General features: G+C 62.1%; 16 protein-coding genes and 2 pseudogenes. 4 read left to right on the top strand and 14 right to left on the bottom strand.

The features are described 5' to 3' along the window. The first annotated feature begins 25 nt into the window (after positions 1–25). From NQE15_RS23625 to fabG, 4 genes are read left to right on the top strand one after another with little or no spacing between them, the layout of a single operon-like run. Positions 26–1,237 carry a beta-ketoacyl-[acyl-carrier-protein] synthase family protein gene (locus NQE15_RS23625; protein ID WP_265945363.1) on the top strand — a complete coding sequence of 404 codons (1,212 nt, stop codon included), beginning with the start codon at positions 26–28 and terminating at the stop codon, positions 1,235–1,237. Then, on the top strand, positions 1,234–2,037 hold the full coding sequence (locus tag NQE15_RS23630; protein ID WP_265945365.1) for a beta-ketoacyl synthase chain length factor: 804 nt from the start codon (positions 1,234–1,236) through the stop codon (positions 2,035–2,037). The genes NQE15_RS23625 and NQE15_RS23630 overlap by 4 nt, the downstream gene beginning before the upstream one ends. Beyond that, positions 2,031–2,480, top strand: a complete 450-nt coding sequence (locus NQE15_RS23635) for a hotdog family protein (RefSeq protein ID WP_323054926.1) — start codon at positions 2,031–2,033, stop codon at positions 2,478–2,480. The genes NQE15_RS23630 and NQE15_RS23635 overlap by 7 nt, the downstream gene beginning before the upstream one ends. Further along, on the top strand, positions 2,477–3,196 hold the full coding sequence (fabG, locus tag NQE15_RS23640) for a 3-oxoacyl-ACP reductase FabG (RefSeq protein ID WP_265945367.1): 720 nt from the start codon (positions 2,477–2,479) through the stop codon (positions 3,194–3,196). The genes NQE15_RS23635 and fabG overlap by 4 nt, the downstream gene beginning before the upstream one ends. A 9-nt stretch (positions 3,197–3,205) precedes the next feature. Here the strand turns inward: fabG and NQE15_RS23645 are convergent, their stop codons facing one another. The 14 genes and pseudogenes from NQE15_RS23645 to rpmH form a co-directional block, all read right to left on the bottom strand. Then, complete coding sequence (locus NQE15_RS23645; RefSeq protein WP_265945369.1) at positions 3,206–4,405, bottom strand: cation:proton antiporter; 1,200 nt, start codon at positions 4,403–4,405, stop codon at positions 3,206–3,208. 28 nt (positions 4,406–4,433) lie between these two features. After that, positions 4,434–5,180, bottom strand: a complete 747-nt coding sequence (locus tag NQE15_RS23650) for a class I SAM-dependent methyltransferase (RefSeq protein ID WP_265945371.1) — start codon at positions 5,178–5,180, stop codon at positions 4,434–4,436. Positions 5,181–5,192: 12 nt separating this feature from the next. After that, on the bottom strand, positions 5,193–5,957 hold the full coding sequence (locus NQE15_RS23655) for a glycosyltransferase family 2 protein (protein ID WP_265945373.1): 765 nt from the start codon (positions 5,955–5,957) through the stop codon (positions 5,193–5,195). A 5-nt stretch (positions 5,958–5,962) separates the two neighbouring features. Further along, positions 5,963–6,742, bottom strand: a complete 780-nt coding sequence (locus NQE15_RS23660; RefSeq protein ID WP_265945375.1) for a lysophospholipid acyltransferase family protein — start codon at positions 6,740–6,742, stop codon at positions 5,963–5,965. Beyond that, complete coding sequence (locus NQE15_RS23665) at positions 6,735–7,583, bottom strand: MipA/OmpV family protein (RefSeq protein ID WP_265945377.1); 849 nt, start codon at positions 7,581–7,583, stop codon at positions 6,735–6,737. Before NQE15_RS23665 ends, NQE15_RS23660 begins: the two co-directional genes overlap by 8 nt. After that, positions 7,583–8,608, bottom strand: coding sequence for a hypothetical protein (locus NQE15_RS23670; protein WP_265945379.1), 1,026 nt, complete (start codon positions 8,606–8,608; stop codon positions 7,583–7,585). Before NQE15_RS23670 ends, NQE15_RS23665 begins: the two co-directional genes overlap by 1 nt. Continuing rightward, positions 8,608–9,945: an NAD(P)/FAD-dependent oxidoreductase gene (locus tag NQE15_RS23675; protein WP_265945381.1), complete on the bottom strand. Its 1,338-nt coding sequence runs from the start codon at positions 9,943–9,945 to the stop codon at positions 8,608–8,610. Before NQE15_RS23675 ends, NQE15_RS23670 begins: the two co-directional genes overlap by 1 nt. A 38-nt stretch (positions 9,946–9,983) precedes the next feature. After that, entirely contained in the window at positions 9,984–10,634 is a 651-nt protein-coding gene (locus tag NQE15_RS23680) for a hypothetical protein (RefSeq protein ID WP_265945382.1), read from the bottom strand. A gap of 23 nt (positions 10,635–10,657) precedes the next feature. Beyond that, positions 10,658–12,319, bottom strand: a complete 1,662-nt coding sequence (locus NQE15_RS23685) for a B12-binding domain-containing radical SAM protein (RefSeq protein ID WP_265945384.1) — start codon at positions 12,317–12,319, stop codon at positions 10,658–10,660. A 409-nt stretch (positions 12,320–12,728) separates the two neighbouring features. After that, positions 12,729–14,074: pseudogene (gene mnmE, locus NQE15_RS23690) on the bottom strand (tRNA uridine-5-carboxymethylaminomethyl(34) synthesis GTPase MnmE). 1 nt (position 14,075) lies between these two features. Further along, positions 14,076–15,727: pseudogene (gene yidC / locus NQE15_RS24150) on the bottom strand (membrane protein insertase YidC). Positions 15,728–15,756: 29 nt separating this feature from the next. Then, positions 15,757–15,966, bottom strand: a complete 210-nt coding sequence (yidD, locus tag NQE15_RS23705) for a membrane protein insertion efficiency factor YidD (protein ID WP_265945388.1) — start codon at positions 15,964–15,966, stop codon at positions 15,757–15,759. After that, a complete protein-coding gene (gene rnpA / locus NQE15_RS23710; RefSeq protein WP_265945390.1) occupies positions 15,966–16,409 on the bottom strand; it encodes a ribonuclease P protein component in 444 nt (147 codons plus the stop codon). The genes yidD and rnpA overlap by 1 nt, the downstream gene beginning before the upstream one ends. Continuing rightward, a complete protein-coding gene (gene rpmH / locus NQE15_RS23715; RefSeq protein ID WP_011289924.1) occupies positions 16,351–16,485 on the bottom strand; it encodes a 50S ribosomal protein L34 in 135 nt (44 codons plus the stop codon). The genes rnpA and rpmH overlap by 59 nt, the downstream gene beginning before the upstream one ends. Positions 16,486–16,718: the final 233 nt, after the last annotated feature.

The raw sequence follows: 16,718 nt of genomic DNA on the forward strand, positions 1-16,718 counted from the left end.
GGCGTCCGGTTAAAATGACGGTCTGATGAATTCGAGGCCCACCGTGACCCCGCTGCAGCTTTCCAGTTACACCGCCACCACCTGCCTCGGCCACGGTCTCGCCGCCACCCTGGCCGGCCTGCGCGAGCAGCGCAGCGGCCTTGCCCCCTGCGCCTTCGAGACGGTGCAGCTCGATACCTGGATCGGCGAAGTGCCGGCGGTCGACGCGCAACAGTTGCCGGCCGGGCTGGCCAAATACGACTGCCGCAACAACCGGCTGGCCCAGCTGGCGCTGGAGGCCGATGGCTTCGCCGACCGCGTCCGCGCCGCCGTCGCCCGTTACGGCAAGACCCGGGTCGGCGTCTTCCTCGGCACCAGCACCTCCGGCATCCTGCAGACCGAGCTCGCCTACCGCCGGCGCGATCCGGCCACTGGCGCGCTGCCCGCCGACTTCATCTATCGCACGACGCACAATTCCTTCTCGCTGGCCGAGTTCGCCCGCGATTATTTCGGCCTCGAAGGCATGGCGCTGGCGATTTCCACGGCCTGTTCGTCGAGCGCCAAGGTCTTCGCCGCCGCCGCCCGCCAGCTGGCCTGCGGCACGATCGACGCGGCGCTGGTCGGCGGCGTCGATTCGCTGTGCCTGACCACGCTCTACGGCTTCGCCTCGCTGCAGCTGACCTCGGCGGACCCCTGCCGGCCCTACGATGCGACACGCAACGGCATCTCGATCGGCGAGGGCGGGGCCTTCGCCCTGCTCGAACGCGCTCCTGCCCAGCCCGAAGCCGGTTCGGTGCTGCTGCTCGGCACCGGCGAATCGAGCGACGCCTACCACATGTCGTCGCCGCACCCGGAAGGCCTCGGCGCCCGCATGGCGATGCAGGCGGCACTGCGCTCGGCCGGCCTGGAAGCGGCCGACATCGGCTACATCAACCTGCACGGCACGGCGACGCCGGCCAATGACGCCGCCGAGGGCAAGGCGGTCGCCGCCCTGTTCGGCGACCGCGTCCCGTGCAGCTCGACCAAGGGTGCCACCGGCCACACGCTGGGCGCCGCTGGCGCCGTCGAGGCCATCATCTGCGCCCTGGCCCTGACCCACGACTTGCTGCCGGGCAGTCCGCATACCGAACGCATCGACCCGGCGATTCCAGTCCAGTACGTGCTGACCAGCCGTAGCGATCGACTCCGCTACGCCTTGAGCAATTCCTTCGGTTTCGGCGGCAGCAACTGCAGCCTCATTCTCGGAGTCGCCGCATGAACGCCACCCCGCTCAGCGCCTGGATCGAAGGCATCGGCCTGATCGCCCCCGGCCTGCCCGACTGGCCGACAACCCGCGCCGTGTTGCGCGGCGAACAGCCCTATGCCGCCGCCCCATCGGTGCTGCCGGCGCCGGCCCTGCTGCCGCCCGCCGAACGCCGGCGGGCCAGCCGCATTATCAAGCTGACCCTGGCCGTCGGCCAGGAAGCCGCCGCCCACGCCGCGGCCGAGGTCAGCACACTGGCCACCGTGTTCAGTGCCTCCGGCGCCGACGGCCACAACTGCCACGCCATCTGCGAGCAACTGGCCAGCGACGATCGCCAGATTTCACCGACCCGCTTCCACAATTCGGTGCATAACGCCGCCGCCGGCTACTGGGGCATCGCCACCCAGTCGATGGCCCCCTGCCAGGTGATCTGTGCCTTCGATGCCGGCTTCGGCGCCGGCCTGCTCGATGCCCTCGGCCAGGTCGTCGTCGACCAGCAAACGACGCTGCTCATCGCCTACGACAGCGAATACCCGGAGCCGCTGCACAGCAAGCGACCGGTACCCGATGTCGGCGGCGTCGCCCTTGTCCTCAGCCTGGTGCGGACCGCCCGTTCGCTGGGCCGGATCACCGTCACACCGAGCACGGCGCCGGCTGACCGCCTGGCCGACGGCGAACTCGAAGCCCGCCGCATCGACATTCCCGCCCTGCGTTGCCTGCCGCTGCTGCAAAAACTGGCGTGCGGCGAGTCGGGCAGCGTCTGCATTGACTACCTGCCGCCGATGCAGCTCAAGGTCGACCTGCAAACGTGCTAGACCACGCCGCCATCGCCGCCCGCATTCCGCACCAGGGCAACATGTGCTTGCTCGATGCCGTGGTCGACTGGTCGGAGGCAGCCATTACCTGCCGCGCCGTCAGCCATGCCGACCCCGCCAACCCGCTGCGTGCCGCCGGCCGCCTCGGTGCCGCCAACGGCATCGAATACGCCGCCCAGGCGATGGCCGTGCATGGCGCGCTGCTCGCCTCTGCCGGCGACCGGCCGCGCCAGGGCTACCTGACCAGCGTGCGCAGCGTGCAGCTGCATGTCGCGCGCCTCGACGACCTGGCCGGCGAACTGGCGGTGCACGCCGAACGCCTGTCCGGCGACGCCAATCACATCCTCTACCAGTTCTCGCTCAGCCACGCCGGCCGCTGCCTGCTCGAAGGCCGCGCCGCCGTCGTGCTCGACGCCGACGCCCTCAAGGAAACCCGCTCATGAAACGCGCCCTGGTCACCGGCGGCAGCGGCGGCATCGGCGCGGCGATCTGCCGGCGCCTGGCCGCCGACGGCTACCATGTCATCGTCCATGCCAATCGCAGCCTGGCCAAGGCCGAAGCCGTGCTCGCCGAGATCGTCGCCGCCGGCGGCAGCGGCGAAGCCGTCGCTTTCGACGTCACCGAACGGGCGGCCACTGCCGTGGTCCTCGAACGGCTGCTCGAGGCCAGCCCGATCCAGGTTCTGGTCAACAACGCCGGCATTCATGCCGACGCCGTATTCCCGGGGATGTCGGCCGAGCAGTGGCATTCGGTGCTCGACGTCTCGCTGAACGGCTTTTTCAACGTCACCCAGCCGCTGACCATGCCGATGATCCGCACGCGCTGGGGCCGCATCGTCAATATTTCCTCGGTCGCCGGCATTACCGGCAATCGCGGCCAGGTCAATTATTCGGCGGCCAAGGGCGCCCTGCATGCCGCCACCAAGTCGCTGGCGCTGGAACTGGCCAGCCGCGGCATCACGGTCAATGCCGTGGCGCCGGGCATCATCGCCACCGAGATGAGCGACGGCACGTTCGACGCCGAGACCATCAAGAAGCTGGTGCCGATGCAGCGCGCCGGCCGGCCCGAGGAGGTCGCCGACCTCGTCGGCTTCCTGGCTTCCGACCGCGCCGCCTACATCTCCGGGCAGATCATTTCGATCAACGGCGCGCTGATCTGAGGCCCGGCCTCAGGCCGAGCGGAAAATCAGTTCCTTGATCCGCGCCAGCTTGGGCGCGACCACGGGCACGGTCAGCATGGTGCTGACCACCGCCATCAAGAGCAGGGCGGTGAAGGTTTCGCTGGTGATGATCTGCTTGTCGAGCAGGATGTTGGCGAAAATGATCATGATCAGGGCCTTGGTCTGCAGCAGCCAGCCGATGATGCTGGCCTCGCCGGGCGCCCAGTTCAGGATGCGGCCGGCAATCCGGACGCCGATCAGCTTGCCGGCGATCGAGGCGACGAGCAGCACGCCGGCGGCGACGAACACCGCTTCGCCGCCGAGCGCCCAGTTGGTGCGCAGTCCGGTGGACAGGAAAAAGACCGGCATGATGACCAGCAAGACATGGTGGCGCAAGAGGTCCATTTTCTCCTGATCGAACCAGGCGGCTTCCATGCTCGCGCCGGCCAGGAAAGCGCCGACCATGAAGTGCAGCCCGGCCCAGTCGGCCCCAAAGGAAACCACGGCCAGCCAGATCAGCGCGACATACCAGCGGTCGCGTTCGGCCAGCCGCTGCATCAGCTTGTGGAAGAGCCAGGCGGCCACCGCAAAGGCAACGAGAAACGTGCCCTGGCGGCCGATGCGTTCCCAGTCCATGAGAATCAGCGCCAGCACGCCCCAGATCGCGATGTCGTCGAGGCTGGCGTAGCGCAGGATGCGCTGGCCGATCGGCTGGCGGAGGACTTCGAGCTTTTCCATGAGCAGGATCAGGATGGGCAGGGCGGTGACCGCGCAGGCCATGCCGACGCCGACGACAAACTGCCAGGTCAGCGCCTTCGGCCCCATCCAGCCGTCAACCGTCAGCATTAGCAAGGCCGCCCCGCACCCGAAAAGCAGCGGCGTACCGAGGGCCAGACCGGCCGTGATGCCGCTTTCGCGGCGATGCGCCCAGGCTTTCTTGAGGTCCAGTTCGACGCCGGCGATCATCACGAACAGCATGACCGCCCACCAGGCGATGCCGTTCAGCGACTGGATCACCGCCGGGTTGAAAACGAAATGGTAGTAATCGGGGAAGACGCGGCCCAGGATGCCCGGCCCGAGCAGGATGCCGGTAATGATCTGGACGACGACCAGCGGCGCGTAATAGTCGGTCTTGCCGACCCGCCAGATCAGATAGGGCACCGTAAAGATGATCGTCATCGCGATCAGGAAGATTTCGGTCGTATTCATCGTTCAGGACACGTGGCAGCAGGACGACTCAGGCCTTGCGCCCGAGATATTCGCGAAAGACGCCGAAGGTCACCGCGCAGTGCACATCGACAAAGCCGGCGCGGCGCATGGCGTCGAGAATCAGGGCGGGCTCGATGGCCAGCTCGATGGTATCGCCGTAGTAGGCCCAGAGGCGTTTGACGTCGGTCTGGCTGCGCGTCAGGCGGGCCAGGAAGGGGACGACACCACCGATGTAGCCGCGCATCGCCAGTTGCCCGAGGCGGCTTTGCGGCCGGCTGATTTCCATGATGCAGGCCCGGCCGCCCGGGCGCAGCACGCGGTGATACTCGGCGAAGGCCTGGTCGAGATCGCCGACGTGGCGCAAGGCATAGCCCATCGAAATGAAATCGACGTGATCGGCGGGCAGGGGAATCGACTCGGCGTAGGCTTCGATGGTTTCCACATCGAGTTTCTTGCGCAGTTCGGCCAGCATGCCCGGCGAAGGGTCGAGGGCGAGCAGACGGCCGGCCGGGCCGATCAGGCGCTGCCCTTCGACGGCGACCAGGCCGGTGCCGGCGGCGACGTCGAGCAGCGTCATGCCGGCACGCAGCCCGTTGCGACGCAGTACGTCGCGGCGATACCAGGCGCCGCTGCCGAGGGCGGTGATCCGCTCGGCCCGGTCATAGCCACCAGCGGCCTGATCGAACATGGCGCGGGTGGCGCTGCGGCGTTCGTCTTCGCCGGAAAAATAGCTTTGCAGACGCGGATCGGACCTGATGGCAGCGTTACGAGGCATGGATTCGGTGACTCAATGAGGGGAAATTAGGCGACGCCAGAGCAGCACGGGCAGGCGCAACACGAACCCGAGGAAAAGCCGGGTGTGCATCCAGGTGAGCAGCGTATTGTCACGCAGGTAGCGAAAATGCGAGACGCCGCCTTGGTCGGCTCGGAAATAGCGGACCGGGGCAGCGAGGTTGAGCGGCCGGACGCCGGCCCAGCACAGGCGGACGACCGCCTCGGGATCGAAATCGAAGCGCCGCATCCAGCGGTTGGACAGCATCACACGCCTCAACGGAGCGATCGGATAGACGCGAAAACCGTACAACGAGTCGCCGATGCCCATCCACAGCGTTTCCAGATTGGCCCAGCCGTTCGACACCTTGCGGCCATTGACGCGCAGGGCCGGCGCATCGGCGTCGAACACCGGCTTGCCGAGCACCATCGCCGCCGGCTGCTGCTGCGAGGCCGCCATGAAGGTAGGGATCAGGTCGGCTGGATGCTGGCCGTCGGAATCCATGGTCAGGGCATGCGTGAAGCCGGCCGCAGCAGCCCGCGTGATGCCTTCCAGTACCGCTGAGCCCTTGCCACGGTTCTCGGGCAGCACGATTACGCTCAGGCCCTCGAGCTCACGGGCCAGGGCCTGTAGGGATTCGGCGCTACCGTCGGTGCTGCCATCGACCACGACCCAGACCGGCGACCACTGGGCCAGCGCGGCACGAATAGTGGTCAAGACCTTGGGGCCGGGGTTGTAGCTGGGGATCAGGACGAGGTGGGTAGACGATTTTTGCGGCATGTCGATCAAGACGTGATGGTGCTGTGCGTCGATTTCCGGCCGAGCTCTTCGCGGAAATAGCCGTCGAGTTCGCGGGTCAGGCCGGCGGCGCTTGCCGGCGCGGGAAAGCGCCGCCCCAGGCGGATACGGCAATGCAGCGGCAGGGCCGGCCGCTTCCAGAGCGGCCACGCCTTGCCGAGATAGGGCACGGAATACTCGATGAGTAGCGTCTGCACCGGGATGCCGGTGCGTCCGGCGATCAGTGCAGTGCTCGGCGAACAGGGATCAATCGGGAAGTTAACGGTGCGCGTGCCCTCGGGAAAGATCACCAGATGAGCGCCGCCCTGCAGTTCCTCACGCGCGCTGAGGATCATCTCGAGCGGATTGTTGTTGCGGATGTAGCGGGCCAGACGGGCCGCTGCACCGAACAGGATATTGTCCATCAGCGAAGCCTTCATGACGCAGACGGCGTTGGGAAGACGCGACACGACCAACACGGCATCGAGCAGGGAAGGGTGGTTGGCGGCCAGGATCAGCGGCCCCTCGCCGCGTAGTTGATCGAGTTCAGAGAGATCGAAACGGCAGGCGCAAAAGCGGGAGAGGACATTCAGATAGGTCTGGAAGCCGTCCATGATCATGTAGCGTCCCCAGCGCTGGCCGCGCGCACGGGAAAGCAGGGGATTGAAGATCAGCGCGAAGGGCAGCCAGCCGATACAGATAATGGCCAGCGAGCCGAGGCCGATGACCATGGCGACGTATTCGTAGGCAATCCATAGCGGGTTGCCTGCCCGTCGCGGATCAGTCATTCACCATCACGCGGGTGGACGACTCTCCGAGAATCCAGGTGATGGCGACGCCGGCCGCGAAATAGTCCTTCTGGCGAACCAGCGGACTATCCTCAAAAGTGGCGCCGGTCAGGTTGTCATAGCGCAAGAAACTGCCCACCCAGTATTTCGGGAAGCGCTTGGACAGCGCGACCAGATACTGCATGCCGGCATAGCCCGCTTCGGCCTCGTAGGCCGGACGGGTCGCCGTGGCAAATTGTGGCGCCACCGAGTAGTAATAGGCGTGCTGGCGCTTGTCGCCGAACAGCGGACCGGCCAGCGTGCCAAGGTTCCAGCCGGGCAGGCCGGGGAGGTCGGTAATGTCCATATTCAGCTTGGGATGGAAGACCCAGCCGATATCTTTGGGCGACCCTTCGACGGTAATGGCAGCGCGTAGCGGCATCAGCAATTTGACGAAGCGGGCCTTGTTTTCCGAACGCCAGAAGGTGAAATCCAGCTGCGGGCCGATCTCGAAGGTAGCTTCCAGATCCGACATGCCGTTGCGCGCCCTGATGTCCTCGCTGGCCACCGGTGGCGACAAGGCCATGCTGATCGTCAGATCGACCCGGTCGGAATCAAACAGGCTGCCGCGAATGCCCTGGCGGTCAGCCTTGAAGAAATCGCCGTTATAGGTGAAATGCGGCACCGGCATCAGGAAATTGTTGGTCTGGTCCGAGCCGCGATACATCGGGAAGCTGAAAGCCGCCACCCCAGCCCCGATTTCCCAGAGTGGCCGCTCTTCGGCCGCCTGGGCGGCAAGCGCAAAAAAGGCCAGGCAGGCTACGGCCACTCGGGCTATCTGGTTTTTTCTCGGCACGGACATCAGCTATTCCCCAGCGTGTGCGAGGCCACCGCCTCAATTTCCAGTAACAGATCAGCCCGACAGATATCGGCCTGCAGATAGACAGCTTCCGCCTTGGCCCCGATCAACGGCGATAGCGTTTCGCGCACTGCCGGAAAATCGCCGGCATGCCGGACATAGACCCGATAGGACAACTCGTTCAGGGCATAGGGCAGCGAACGGCCCAGGCGATTGGCCTCGGCGACGACCGCGGCGACATTGGTCAGCGCTTCGCGACACTGGCCGACGACATCGCCCGGATGCACCGTCTGGTGGCCGACGATGCTGGCCGTGCCGGAGATGAACAGGATTTCCTGACCCGGCGGATAGACCAGCGCCGCCCGGGAAAAGGTCGGGCTGCGCGGCCCGTAAGCCGCCGGGTAGTGATAGGCGCTGACCTGGCGCGGATTCTCGACCGGCACCGCCGGCTGGTCGCCGGCCATGAAGGCGATGGAGAGCGGGCTTTCGGCCAGGCCGATGGCACAGGCTGCCGGCACGTTGCCGGTGGCACCCCGGCAGAATTCGAGGAACGCATCCTGGCGCCCGATGTTGAACTGCCGGTAGCGTTCCAGGCCGTGGCTTTCGCCGGTGATATCGGCCAGGTAATTCCAGACCCGCCACAAATGCGGCAGTTGCTGGGCCTCGAGCAGGCGGAAAATGCGGCGATAGGCTTCGTTGCTCGCCGCCTGCAAGGGGGTGGAAGCCAGCGAAACGGCAAACAGGGATTCGTCCAAGTCGATCACGCCATAGAGCAGGTTGCCGGCCCGGCTCCAGACGATCCCTTCGCTCTGGCCTGAGAGCAGGGTTTGATCCGCCTGCCAGCTTTCCTCGACGACTGCTGCCCCCGCCCCGAGCACGGGCGCAGCAATCCGCTGCACCGGCCACAACGGCACGGCAAGGCCGCTCGGCTGGCCGAGCAGGGCACCACCCAGAACAGCCCGCGTTTCACGTGAAACGCGGGCTGCATCGGTCGGCTGCAGGGTTTGGGAAATCAGGCGCAGAGTCACTAGGCGTTATAGACGGGTGGAACTTCGACCGGGCGAATGTTGAAGTGCCGACGTTTCCAGCCAATGAAAGCGCGCTTCGGCTGGATGATGTTGGCAATGTAGTAAAGCAGCTTGAACATCTTGATCGAGCGCCAGATCGGCGTCTTGCCGAAGATGTCGCCGGCCAGTACCGAGAGCAGGGCTTCCTTGACCCGAAAAATGTTCTTCGGATGCATGAAGAAGTCGCGCATGATCGGATTGGTCACCCGATAGATGAACCATGAGAATTCCTTTGGCCCGTGTTTCATCAGCGCATCGAAACGCTTGAGGGCGGCGGCGGCCTGTGCCGGCTGGCGCAGGCAGGTATCGATGGCTTCGGCACCGAGCACGCCGCTGTTCATGGCGAGCAGCACGCCGGAGGAAAACACTGGATCGATGAAGGCGTATGCATCGCCGAGCAGCAGGTAGTTCTGGCCGTGATTGCGCTCCGAGACATAGGAGAAGTTGCCGGTCGCCTCGACCTTGTTGACCAGTTTGGCTTCCTTCATGCGTTCGCCCAGCGCCGGACACATGGCGATGCCGTCCATCAGGAATTTTCCCAGGCTGCGCTCGCCGATGGTCTTCATGTAGTACGGCCAGGTCACCATGCCGATGCTGGTCACGTCGTTCATCATCGGGATGAACCAGAACCAGCCGTGCTCGAACCAGAAAATGGTGATGTTGCCTTCAGCCTGGCCGTCGTGGCGCCTGGCGCCGGCGAAATGGCCGTAGATCGCCGAACTGTTGTGCTTCGGATTGCGATGCTTGATCTGAAAGCGGTTGGCGAGGAAGGTGTCTCGCCCGGAGGCGTCGACTACGAAGCGCGCTTTCCATTCGAGCTGGCTGCCGTCGTCGTTCTGCGCCTTGACCACGGCTCCACTGTTGTCGGGCAGAAAATCGACAACCTTGGCCTTGCAATTTTCGTGGACCTCGACCCCTTTCTTTTCGGCATTGCGGATCAGGATGGTGTCGAACTCATCGCGCTTGACCTGGTAGGCATAGGGCATCGTCTTGTCCCAGGCATCCGCGAAATGGAAGACCTGAGGCATTTCGTGGTGCGGCGAGACGAACTCGGCGCCCGGCTTGACCATGCCGATTGCCTTGACCTGGTCGGCGATGCCCATTTTTTCGAAAAGCGGCAGATTGGCCGGCAACAGCGATTCGCCGATATGAAAACGCGGGTGCCTTGCCTTCTCGAGCAGCACGACGCGATAACCCTTTTCCGCCAGCAATGGCGCCACGGTCGTCCCAGCCGGGCCGCCACCAATCACCAGAACGTCGCATTCCTGACGTTCAATTTCCTTCGCTTGCTGTTCCATGGGTTGAACCCTGTCTGTTTCTCTGTGGCGGCGAAGAATTATTTGCCTTTGTAGGTCATGTAGCCAACCGTTTCGGAATGGCCATCGATCTTGCTTACCTTGTTGCCGGACCAATACACGTAATAGGGACCGAAACTCGACCACCAGTAGCGCCAGTAGGGACCGTCTAGCTTCGGATTTTCATTGGTCTGTGGGTGGCCGACCGCCATGACGACCTGTTCCTTGGTCATCCCCTTCATCAGCTGGCCCTTGACGATGGCATTGCGTACCGCAGGCGCGAATTTGGCGATCTTGGCCTTCGGGTCGTCGAGCACGACGAGCTTATTCACCCACTGCTCGGTGCTCTCCTGGGCCCGCCCGTAGTCGTGGCCTAGGCGCATCGCCTTGCCATCGACTTCGACATAGGCGCGGTAACCGTCGATCTTCTTGACATTGATCGGCGTCCCGGCGGCGATGAAGGGCAACTGGGCCAGATTGGAGTCGCTGATCCAGTCCTTGTCGTAATGTAGGTTGCAGCAGGCGTAACCGCTGCGAAGGTAGGTTTCCTTCTTGGCCGACGCAGCGGGTTTGCCGCTTTCCGCCTGGGGATCGGTCGTTGGGGCATCCTTGCCGGCACAGGCCACCAGCGATGTCGTGGCGACAATTGCGCTCAATAGCCGTAATTGGCAAGCAATGCTTTTCTTGATCATGGTCAAATCCCCCGAACCGGAGATTATACCGCCGCTTGCAAACTCGGCGGCGTGCAACAGGAGCCCGATTCCTCCATAACCTGAAGCACCGTTTTCATGGCTTCGCGCCGCGAAATCTTGACCGGCGACATCGAGACGATGTTGTCCACCTGCAGTTCCGGGCTGAGGAAGGGTTTGATGCCGACCGGCTGGCGCGGATGCAGTTTGAATTCGCGCTTGGCCTTTTCTAGCTGCTCCTTGTTGGCGCTGAAATAGCGGGCAGCGGCGATGGTTTCCGGCAAATGCTTGAGGACGTGCCAGAGGCTCCAGCGATGCGCCCACAGCCGCTTGGCGAAGCGCCGACGGTAGCCCTTGCTGTCGTAGAAGCGTTTGACATGCCAGTTGTAGAGAGCGTCCATCTCCTCGCGCGACTTGAAGCCGTGCGGCAGGAAAACGAAATTCAGACAGTTCATCAGCCGCCAGTCCTCGATGAACTCACCAGAAACATTGCTGTTGGCACATTCGTCCCAGATCGGCGCGCCATGTAGCGGGCTGAACTTGGTCATGTTCATCTCGTCGAGCTCCAGCGACATGATGAAATCGCTGGTCGTCTTGACCGTCTCCGGCGTTTCGCCGGGCATGCCGAAAATGAACAGGCCCTTGGCGCGCAGGCCCGCGTCGTGGATCTGGCGCACCGTGTCGCGCACGGCATCGAGCGTGACGCCGGCCTTGTGACGTTCCATCATCGCCGGATCGGCCGATTCGATGCCCATCGAGACCATCAGCACCCCCGCCTGCTTGAGCTTGGCCAACATTTCGTCGGACGTGTGGCCGGTACGAATGGCGCAGTTCCACTGGATGCCCAGCGGTTTTTCAATCAACAGTTCGCAGAGTTCGAAAACACGCTGTTTCTTGGCGGTAAACAGGTCGTCGTACATGTTGATGTGGTAGACGCCGAACTTGTCGCGCAGGTACTTCATGTGGTCGTAGGTGTATTGCGCCGAATTGGTCTTGTAGAGGCGCTCGAATACCGTGCGATCGCAGAAGGAGCAGGTGTAGGGGCAGCCGCGGGAAGTGATCATCGTCGCCCCGTAGCGCTTTTCGTAGGCGAAGAGCGGCAAGTGGTAAGCATGCGGGAAGCCGGCCAGCTTCTCGTAGGCAGGGAAGGGCAGTTCGTCGAGGTCGAGAATGCGGTCGAGCCGCGGATTAATGCGGATCTTGCCGCCGCCTTGTTCACTTTGGTCGCGATAGATCAGATTGCCGATGGTTTTCAGCGGCTTGCCATCGGCCAGTTCGAGCAGGGCGCCTTCGCCTTCACCAATCACCAGATAGTCGATTTCCGGGAAGTGTTCGAGGATCGGCGCACCGAGCGACGAAACATGAACGTTGCCGAAAACAATCTTGATCTCCGGCCGACGCTCGCGAATATAGGCCGCAAGCTCGACGGCATCCATGAAACCGGAAGTAGTGGCTGAAAAACCAACCATTTCCGGATCGGTGGCAAGCACGATCTCAGCGTTCTCGGCAATCGTTGGTGGCGAATAGGGTCCGAGACAGTCATGCAACTGCACGTTGTGGCCAAATTTTTCCAGCCAGGAAGCCAGTTGCATGATGCCGATAGGTGGCATGCGGTTGGCAAGTACTGAAAAATCGGGCTGCCCCGGCACGAAATTGAACCCAGCCGGGTGAACAAGCGTTATGCGCATGAGCTTTTCCTCTGACGAAGTGACCGAATTTTATTAGTAAATACTCTCGGCAATGAGTTCCGGAAAACGAATTACAGCAGCGCGAAAGTATCTCAAGCGAATTTGACGATCAGAACCCCGACCACAAAAATTACCGTAAAACTGAATAACTCACGATTGCGGGTGTCCTCTTGGTTCTTTAATAAGATCTATAAATAAAACTACTACTATGACTATATCAGGAACAGTTCTGTTGATAACTTGAATAAGTGTTTTTTATTCAATAAGTTAAATGCTTATATAGGCTCTTCAGAAAGCACTGAATCAGCTGTGGATGAAATGTGCACAGTTTTTCGAAAAAGCTATATTCAGTATTTACCCACAAAGTGCTGACAGCTTGCGCACAGCTTTTAAGACCGAAAAAAAATTTCTATTTTCCGATGCAGAAGCGGCTGAAAATGACGCCTAGCAGATCGTCGGCAGTGAATTCGCCGGTAATTTCGCCGAGGGCCTGCTGGGCCAGGCGAAGTTCTTCGGCAAACAATTCAAGTGCCGGCATTGCACTTTCGACGACCTGACGGGCAGCGGCAATGTGTTCCTGAGCGCTGGCCAAGGCGCGCAGGTGGCGCTCGCGGGCGATGAAGACATCTTCCGTCTGATGCCAGCCGGCGATGCGCAGCAATTCTTGGCGCAGCAGTTCGATGCCTTCGCCGGAGCGGGCGGACAGTGAGATGGCTGTGGTGTCCGGTTCGTCGTGGCGTTCGGCCTGAGCGCCAGAAAGGTCGATCTTGTTGTAGATCGTGATGCGCTTCAGGCGCTCGGGCAGTCGCCCAAGAATTTCACGATCGGCGTCGGCCACCCCAGCGCGGGCATCGACCAGCAGCAGGACGACGTCGGAGCGCTCGATTTCCTTCCAGCTGCGTTCGATACCGATCTTCTCGACTTCATCCTCGGTTTCGCGCAGGCCGGCGGTGTCGATGATGTGCAGCGGAATGCCTTCGATCTGGATGGTCGAGCGCAGCGCGTCACGTGTCGTGCCAGCAATCGGCGTGACGATGGCCAGATCGTCGCCAGCTAGCCGATTGAGCAGCGAGGACTTACCGACGTTGGGCTGGCCAGCTAAAACGACGTGGAGGCCGCTTTGCAGCAGTTTGCCCTGACCGGCGCGGTCGAAAATCTCGGCCAGGTTGAGTTGCAGGCGCTCCAGGCGACCAAAGGCATTGGCGGCCTTGAGGAAATCGATGTCTTCCTCGGGAAAATCCAGCGTCGCCTCAACTAGCATGCGCAGGTTGATCAACTCGTCGGTCAGGCCGTGGATGGCTTTCGAGAACTCACCCTGCAGCGAACGGACGGCCGAACGGGCGGCACTGGCCGTCGCGGCATCGATCAGGTCGGCCACCGCCTCGGCCTGGGCCAGATCGAGCTTGCCGTTGAGGAAGGCGCGGCGGCTGAATTCGCCGGGCTCGGCCAGGCGGGCACCGAGATCGAGGCAACGGGCGAGCAGCATCTGCATGACGACCGGACCACCATGGCCCTGCAACTCGATGACGTCTTCACCGGTAAAGGAATGTGGATCGGGAAAATAGAGCAGCAGGCCGCTGTCGAGCGTGCTGCCGTCGCCGGCCTTGAAATCGGCCAGGGTGGCGTAGCGCGGCTTGGGGTCTTGCCGGTCAGCGCAAAAGCAAAGGGCAGCAAATTGCTGCCCGAGATGCGGATGACGCCGACACCGCCACGGCCGGGAGCCGTGGCGATGGCGGCGATGGTGTCGGATTTCACGTCACGCTTTGGCGTCGTTGGCAGCCTTGCCGCCGCCTTCGATCATGCGCGTGATCTGCCACTGCTGGGCAATCGACAGCACGTTGTTGACCACCCAGTAGAGCACCAGACCGGCCGGGAACCAGAAGAACATGAAGCCGAAGATCAGCGGCATCATCATCATGACCTTGGCCTGGATCGGATCCGGCGGCGTCGGGTTGAGTTTGGTCTGGATGAACATCGAAACCATCATGATGACCGGCAGGATGTAATAGGGGTCGGCCGAGGCCAGATCCTTGATCCACAGTATCCACGGTGCATCGCGCATTTCGACGGCACCGAGCAGCACCCAGTAGAGGGAAATGAAGACGGGAATCTGCACCAGGATTGGCAGGCAGCCACCGAGGGGATTGACCTTCTCGGTCTGGTACATCTTCATCATTTCCTGATTCAGACGTTGCTTGTCGTCGCCAAATCGTTCTTTCAACTGCATCAGGCGCGGCGTCAGCAGCTTCATCTTGGCCATCGACTTGTAGGATGCAGCGGAGAGAGGGAAGAAGATCGCCTTAATGATGATGGTCAGCACGACAATCGCCCAGCCCCAGTTGCCAACCAGCTTGTGGATGGCTTCCAGTGCCCAGAAAATGGGTGCGGCTACGACCGTCAGCCAGCCGTAGTCGACCACCAGGTCGAGTCCCGGTGCAATTGCCTTGAGGGCAGACTGTTCCTGCGGACCGGCATAGAGACTGACTGCCGTTTCACCCTTGGCGCCCGGCGCAATTTCGGCCATCGGCACGATGACGCCGGCCTGGTAAGCATTCACGCCTTCCAGCTTGCGCATGTAGAACTCGCGCTGGGTTTTCTCTTTCGGCACCCAGGCGGCGACGAAATAGTGCTGGACCATGGCCAGCCAGCCGTTGTCTGCCGTTTTGGCGAACTTGGCCTTATTGTCGGCGATGCTGCTGAAATCCACCTTCTGGTATTTTTCGGCTTCGGTGAATACGGCCGGACCGGTGAAGGTCGACACCATGGCTGTTTCACCGGCCGGGCGATGTCATCGCGCTGTAACTGGAAGTAGGCATGCGGGGCGAAGGCCTTGTCGCTGCCGTTGGTGACTTCCCAGGCGACATCGACAAGGTACGAGCCACGCTTGAAAGTCAGGATCTTGGTGACCTTGACGCCATTGACGGCGTTGGCTTCGAGGCGAATTTTCAGCTCGTCGGCGCCATCGGCCAGCACTGTGGCACCGTCGACCCGCTTGAAATTCGAGCGATGGGTCGGCAGCCCCTCGCCAATCAGACCGCTTTGCGCGACGAACTGATGCTTGGCGTCGAACAGGACGAAATTCTTGTCCTTGTTGTCATGTTCCTTGTACTTGATCAGTTCAAGGTTGACCAGATCTCCACCCTGGGCGGAGATGGTCGCCTTCAGCAGATCGGTGCTGACCGTGAAGGTTTCGGCGGTCGCCACGGCAGGCGTCCCCGCGACGGGTGCGGCGGGAACCGCGGCACCAGCCTGCAGATTGGCCGTCGGCGTCGGCGCAGCACCGGCTGTGCCTTTGGCCGTTGAGGCCTCGGCGGCCGGTTTCGGCTGGTTGTACTTCTGCCAGTTTTCCCACAGCATGAAGCTGGAGAACGTGAAGATCAAAACCAGTATCAGGCGTCGAGTGTCCATGAACGGCCTATGTAAGCAAGCATTCTCAATCAGGGTACGGGATCGTACCCGCCGGGATGCCAGGGGTGACAGCGGCAGACGCGTTTGACGCCGAGCCAGCCACCCTTGATGGCACCATGTTTCTGTACAGCCTCCACCGCATATTCCGAGCAACTCGGAAAATAGCGACAGCGTCGCCCCAGAAAGGGGCTGATCGCATATTGATAGACCCGAAGCAGTCCGATCAACAGGCGTTTCATCATTCTTCCTGCTTTGGCCGAAGCCGCGGCAGTTTACCCAGCAGTGCGACAAATTCGCTGGCTAGCATGCCGGCATCGAGCGGCAGCGGCTTGGCAGCCAGTCGCACGATCAGGTCATAAGCCGGCAAAGCGGCGCGTCGACGGCGAAACTGATCGCGAACGACGCGCTTCACCCGGTTGCGATCGACTGCTCTTTTGAGCAGCTTCTTCGCTACGACCACGCCAAGGCGCGCTTCGTCGTTACCGGCAGGCCTCGGCTGATAGTGCAACATCAGCAATTTGCCGCGAATCGCCTTCCTGAAACCAAAAACGGATGAGAACTCATCCGTTTTTGTCAGGCGATAGCGTCTGGCGAAGGTTTGATCCACCTCGCCCAACGTCCGGTTAAACGGCCAGACGTGTGCGACCTTTAGCGCGACGAGCAGCAATAACTGCACGGCCACCCTTGGTGCGCATACGAACCAGGAAGCCATGGGTGCGCTTGCGGCGCACGACCGACGGTTGATACGTGCGTTTCATGTTGTAATCCCTTGATGTGCTAAGAAAAACACGTGATTACACCTTGATACATGCCTTGCTGTCAAGATCAATTATTTCGCAAAGCTGTGGATAACTAGCCTGATGAGGGGTAGAATCACGCCTTCTCTGGCGGCCTCGATGCCGCCTGTTTTGTTATAAAAACAGTCGTTAAATCAAATAGCTAAAGCCGCCGGTTAGAATCGATCAACGGGCGGGGAGGAGTGCAGTCGTCA

It is taken from the genome of Dechloromonas sp. A34, from assembly GCF_026261605.1.
Lineage (GTDB): Bacteria > Pseudomonadota > Gammaproteobacteria > Burkholderiales > Rhodocyclaceae > Azonexus.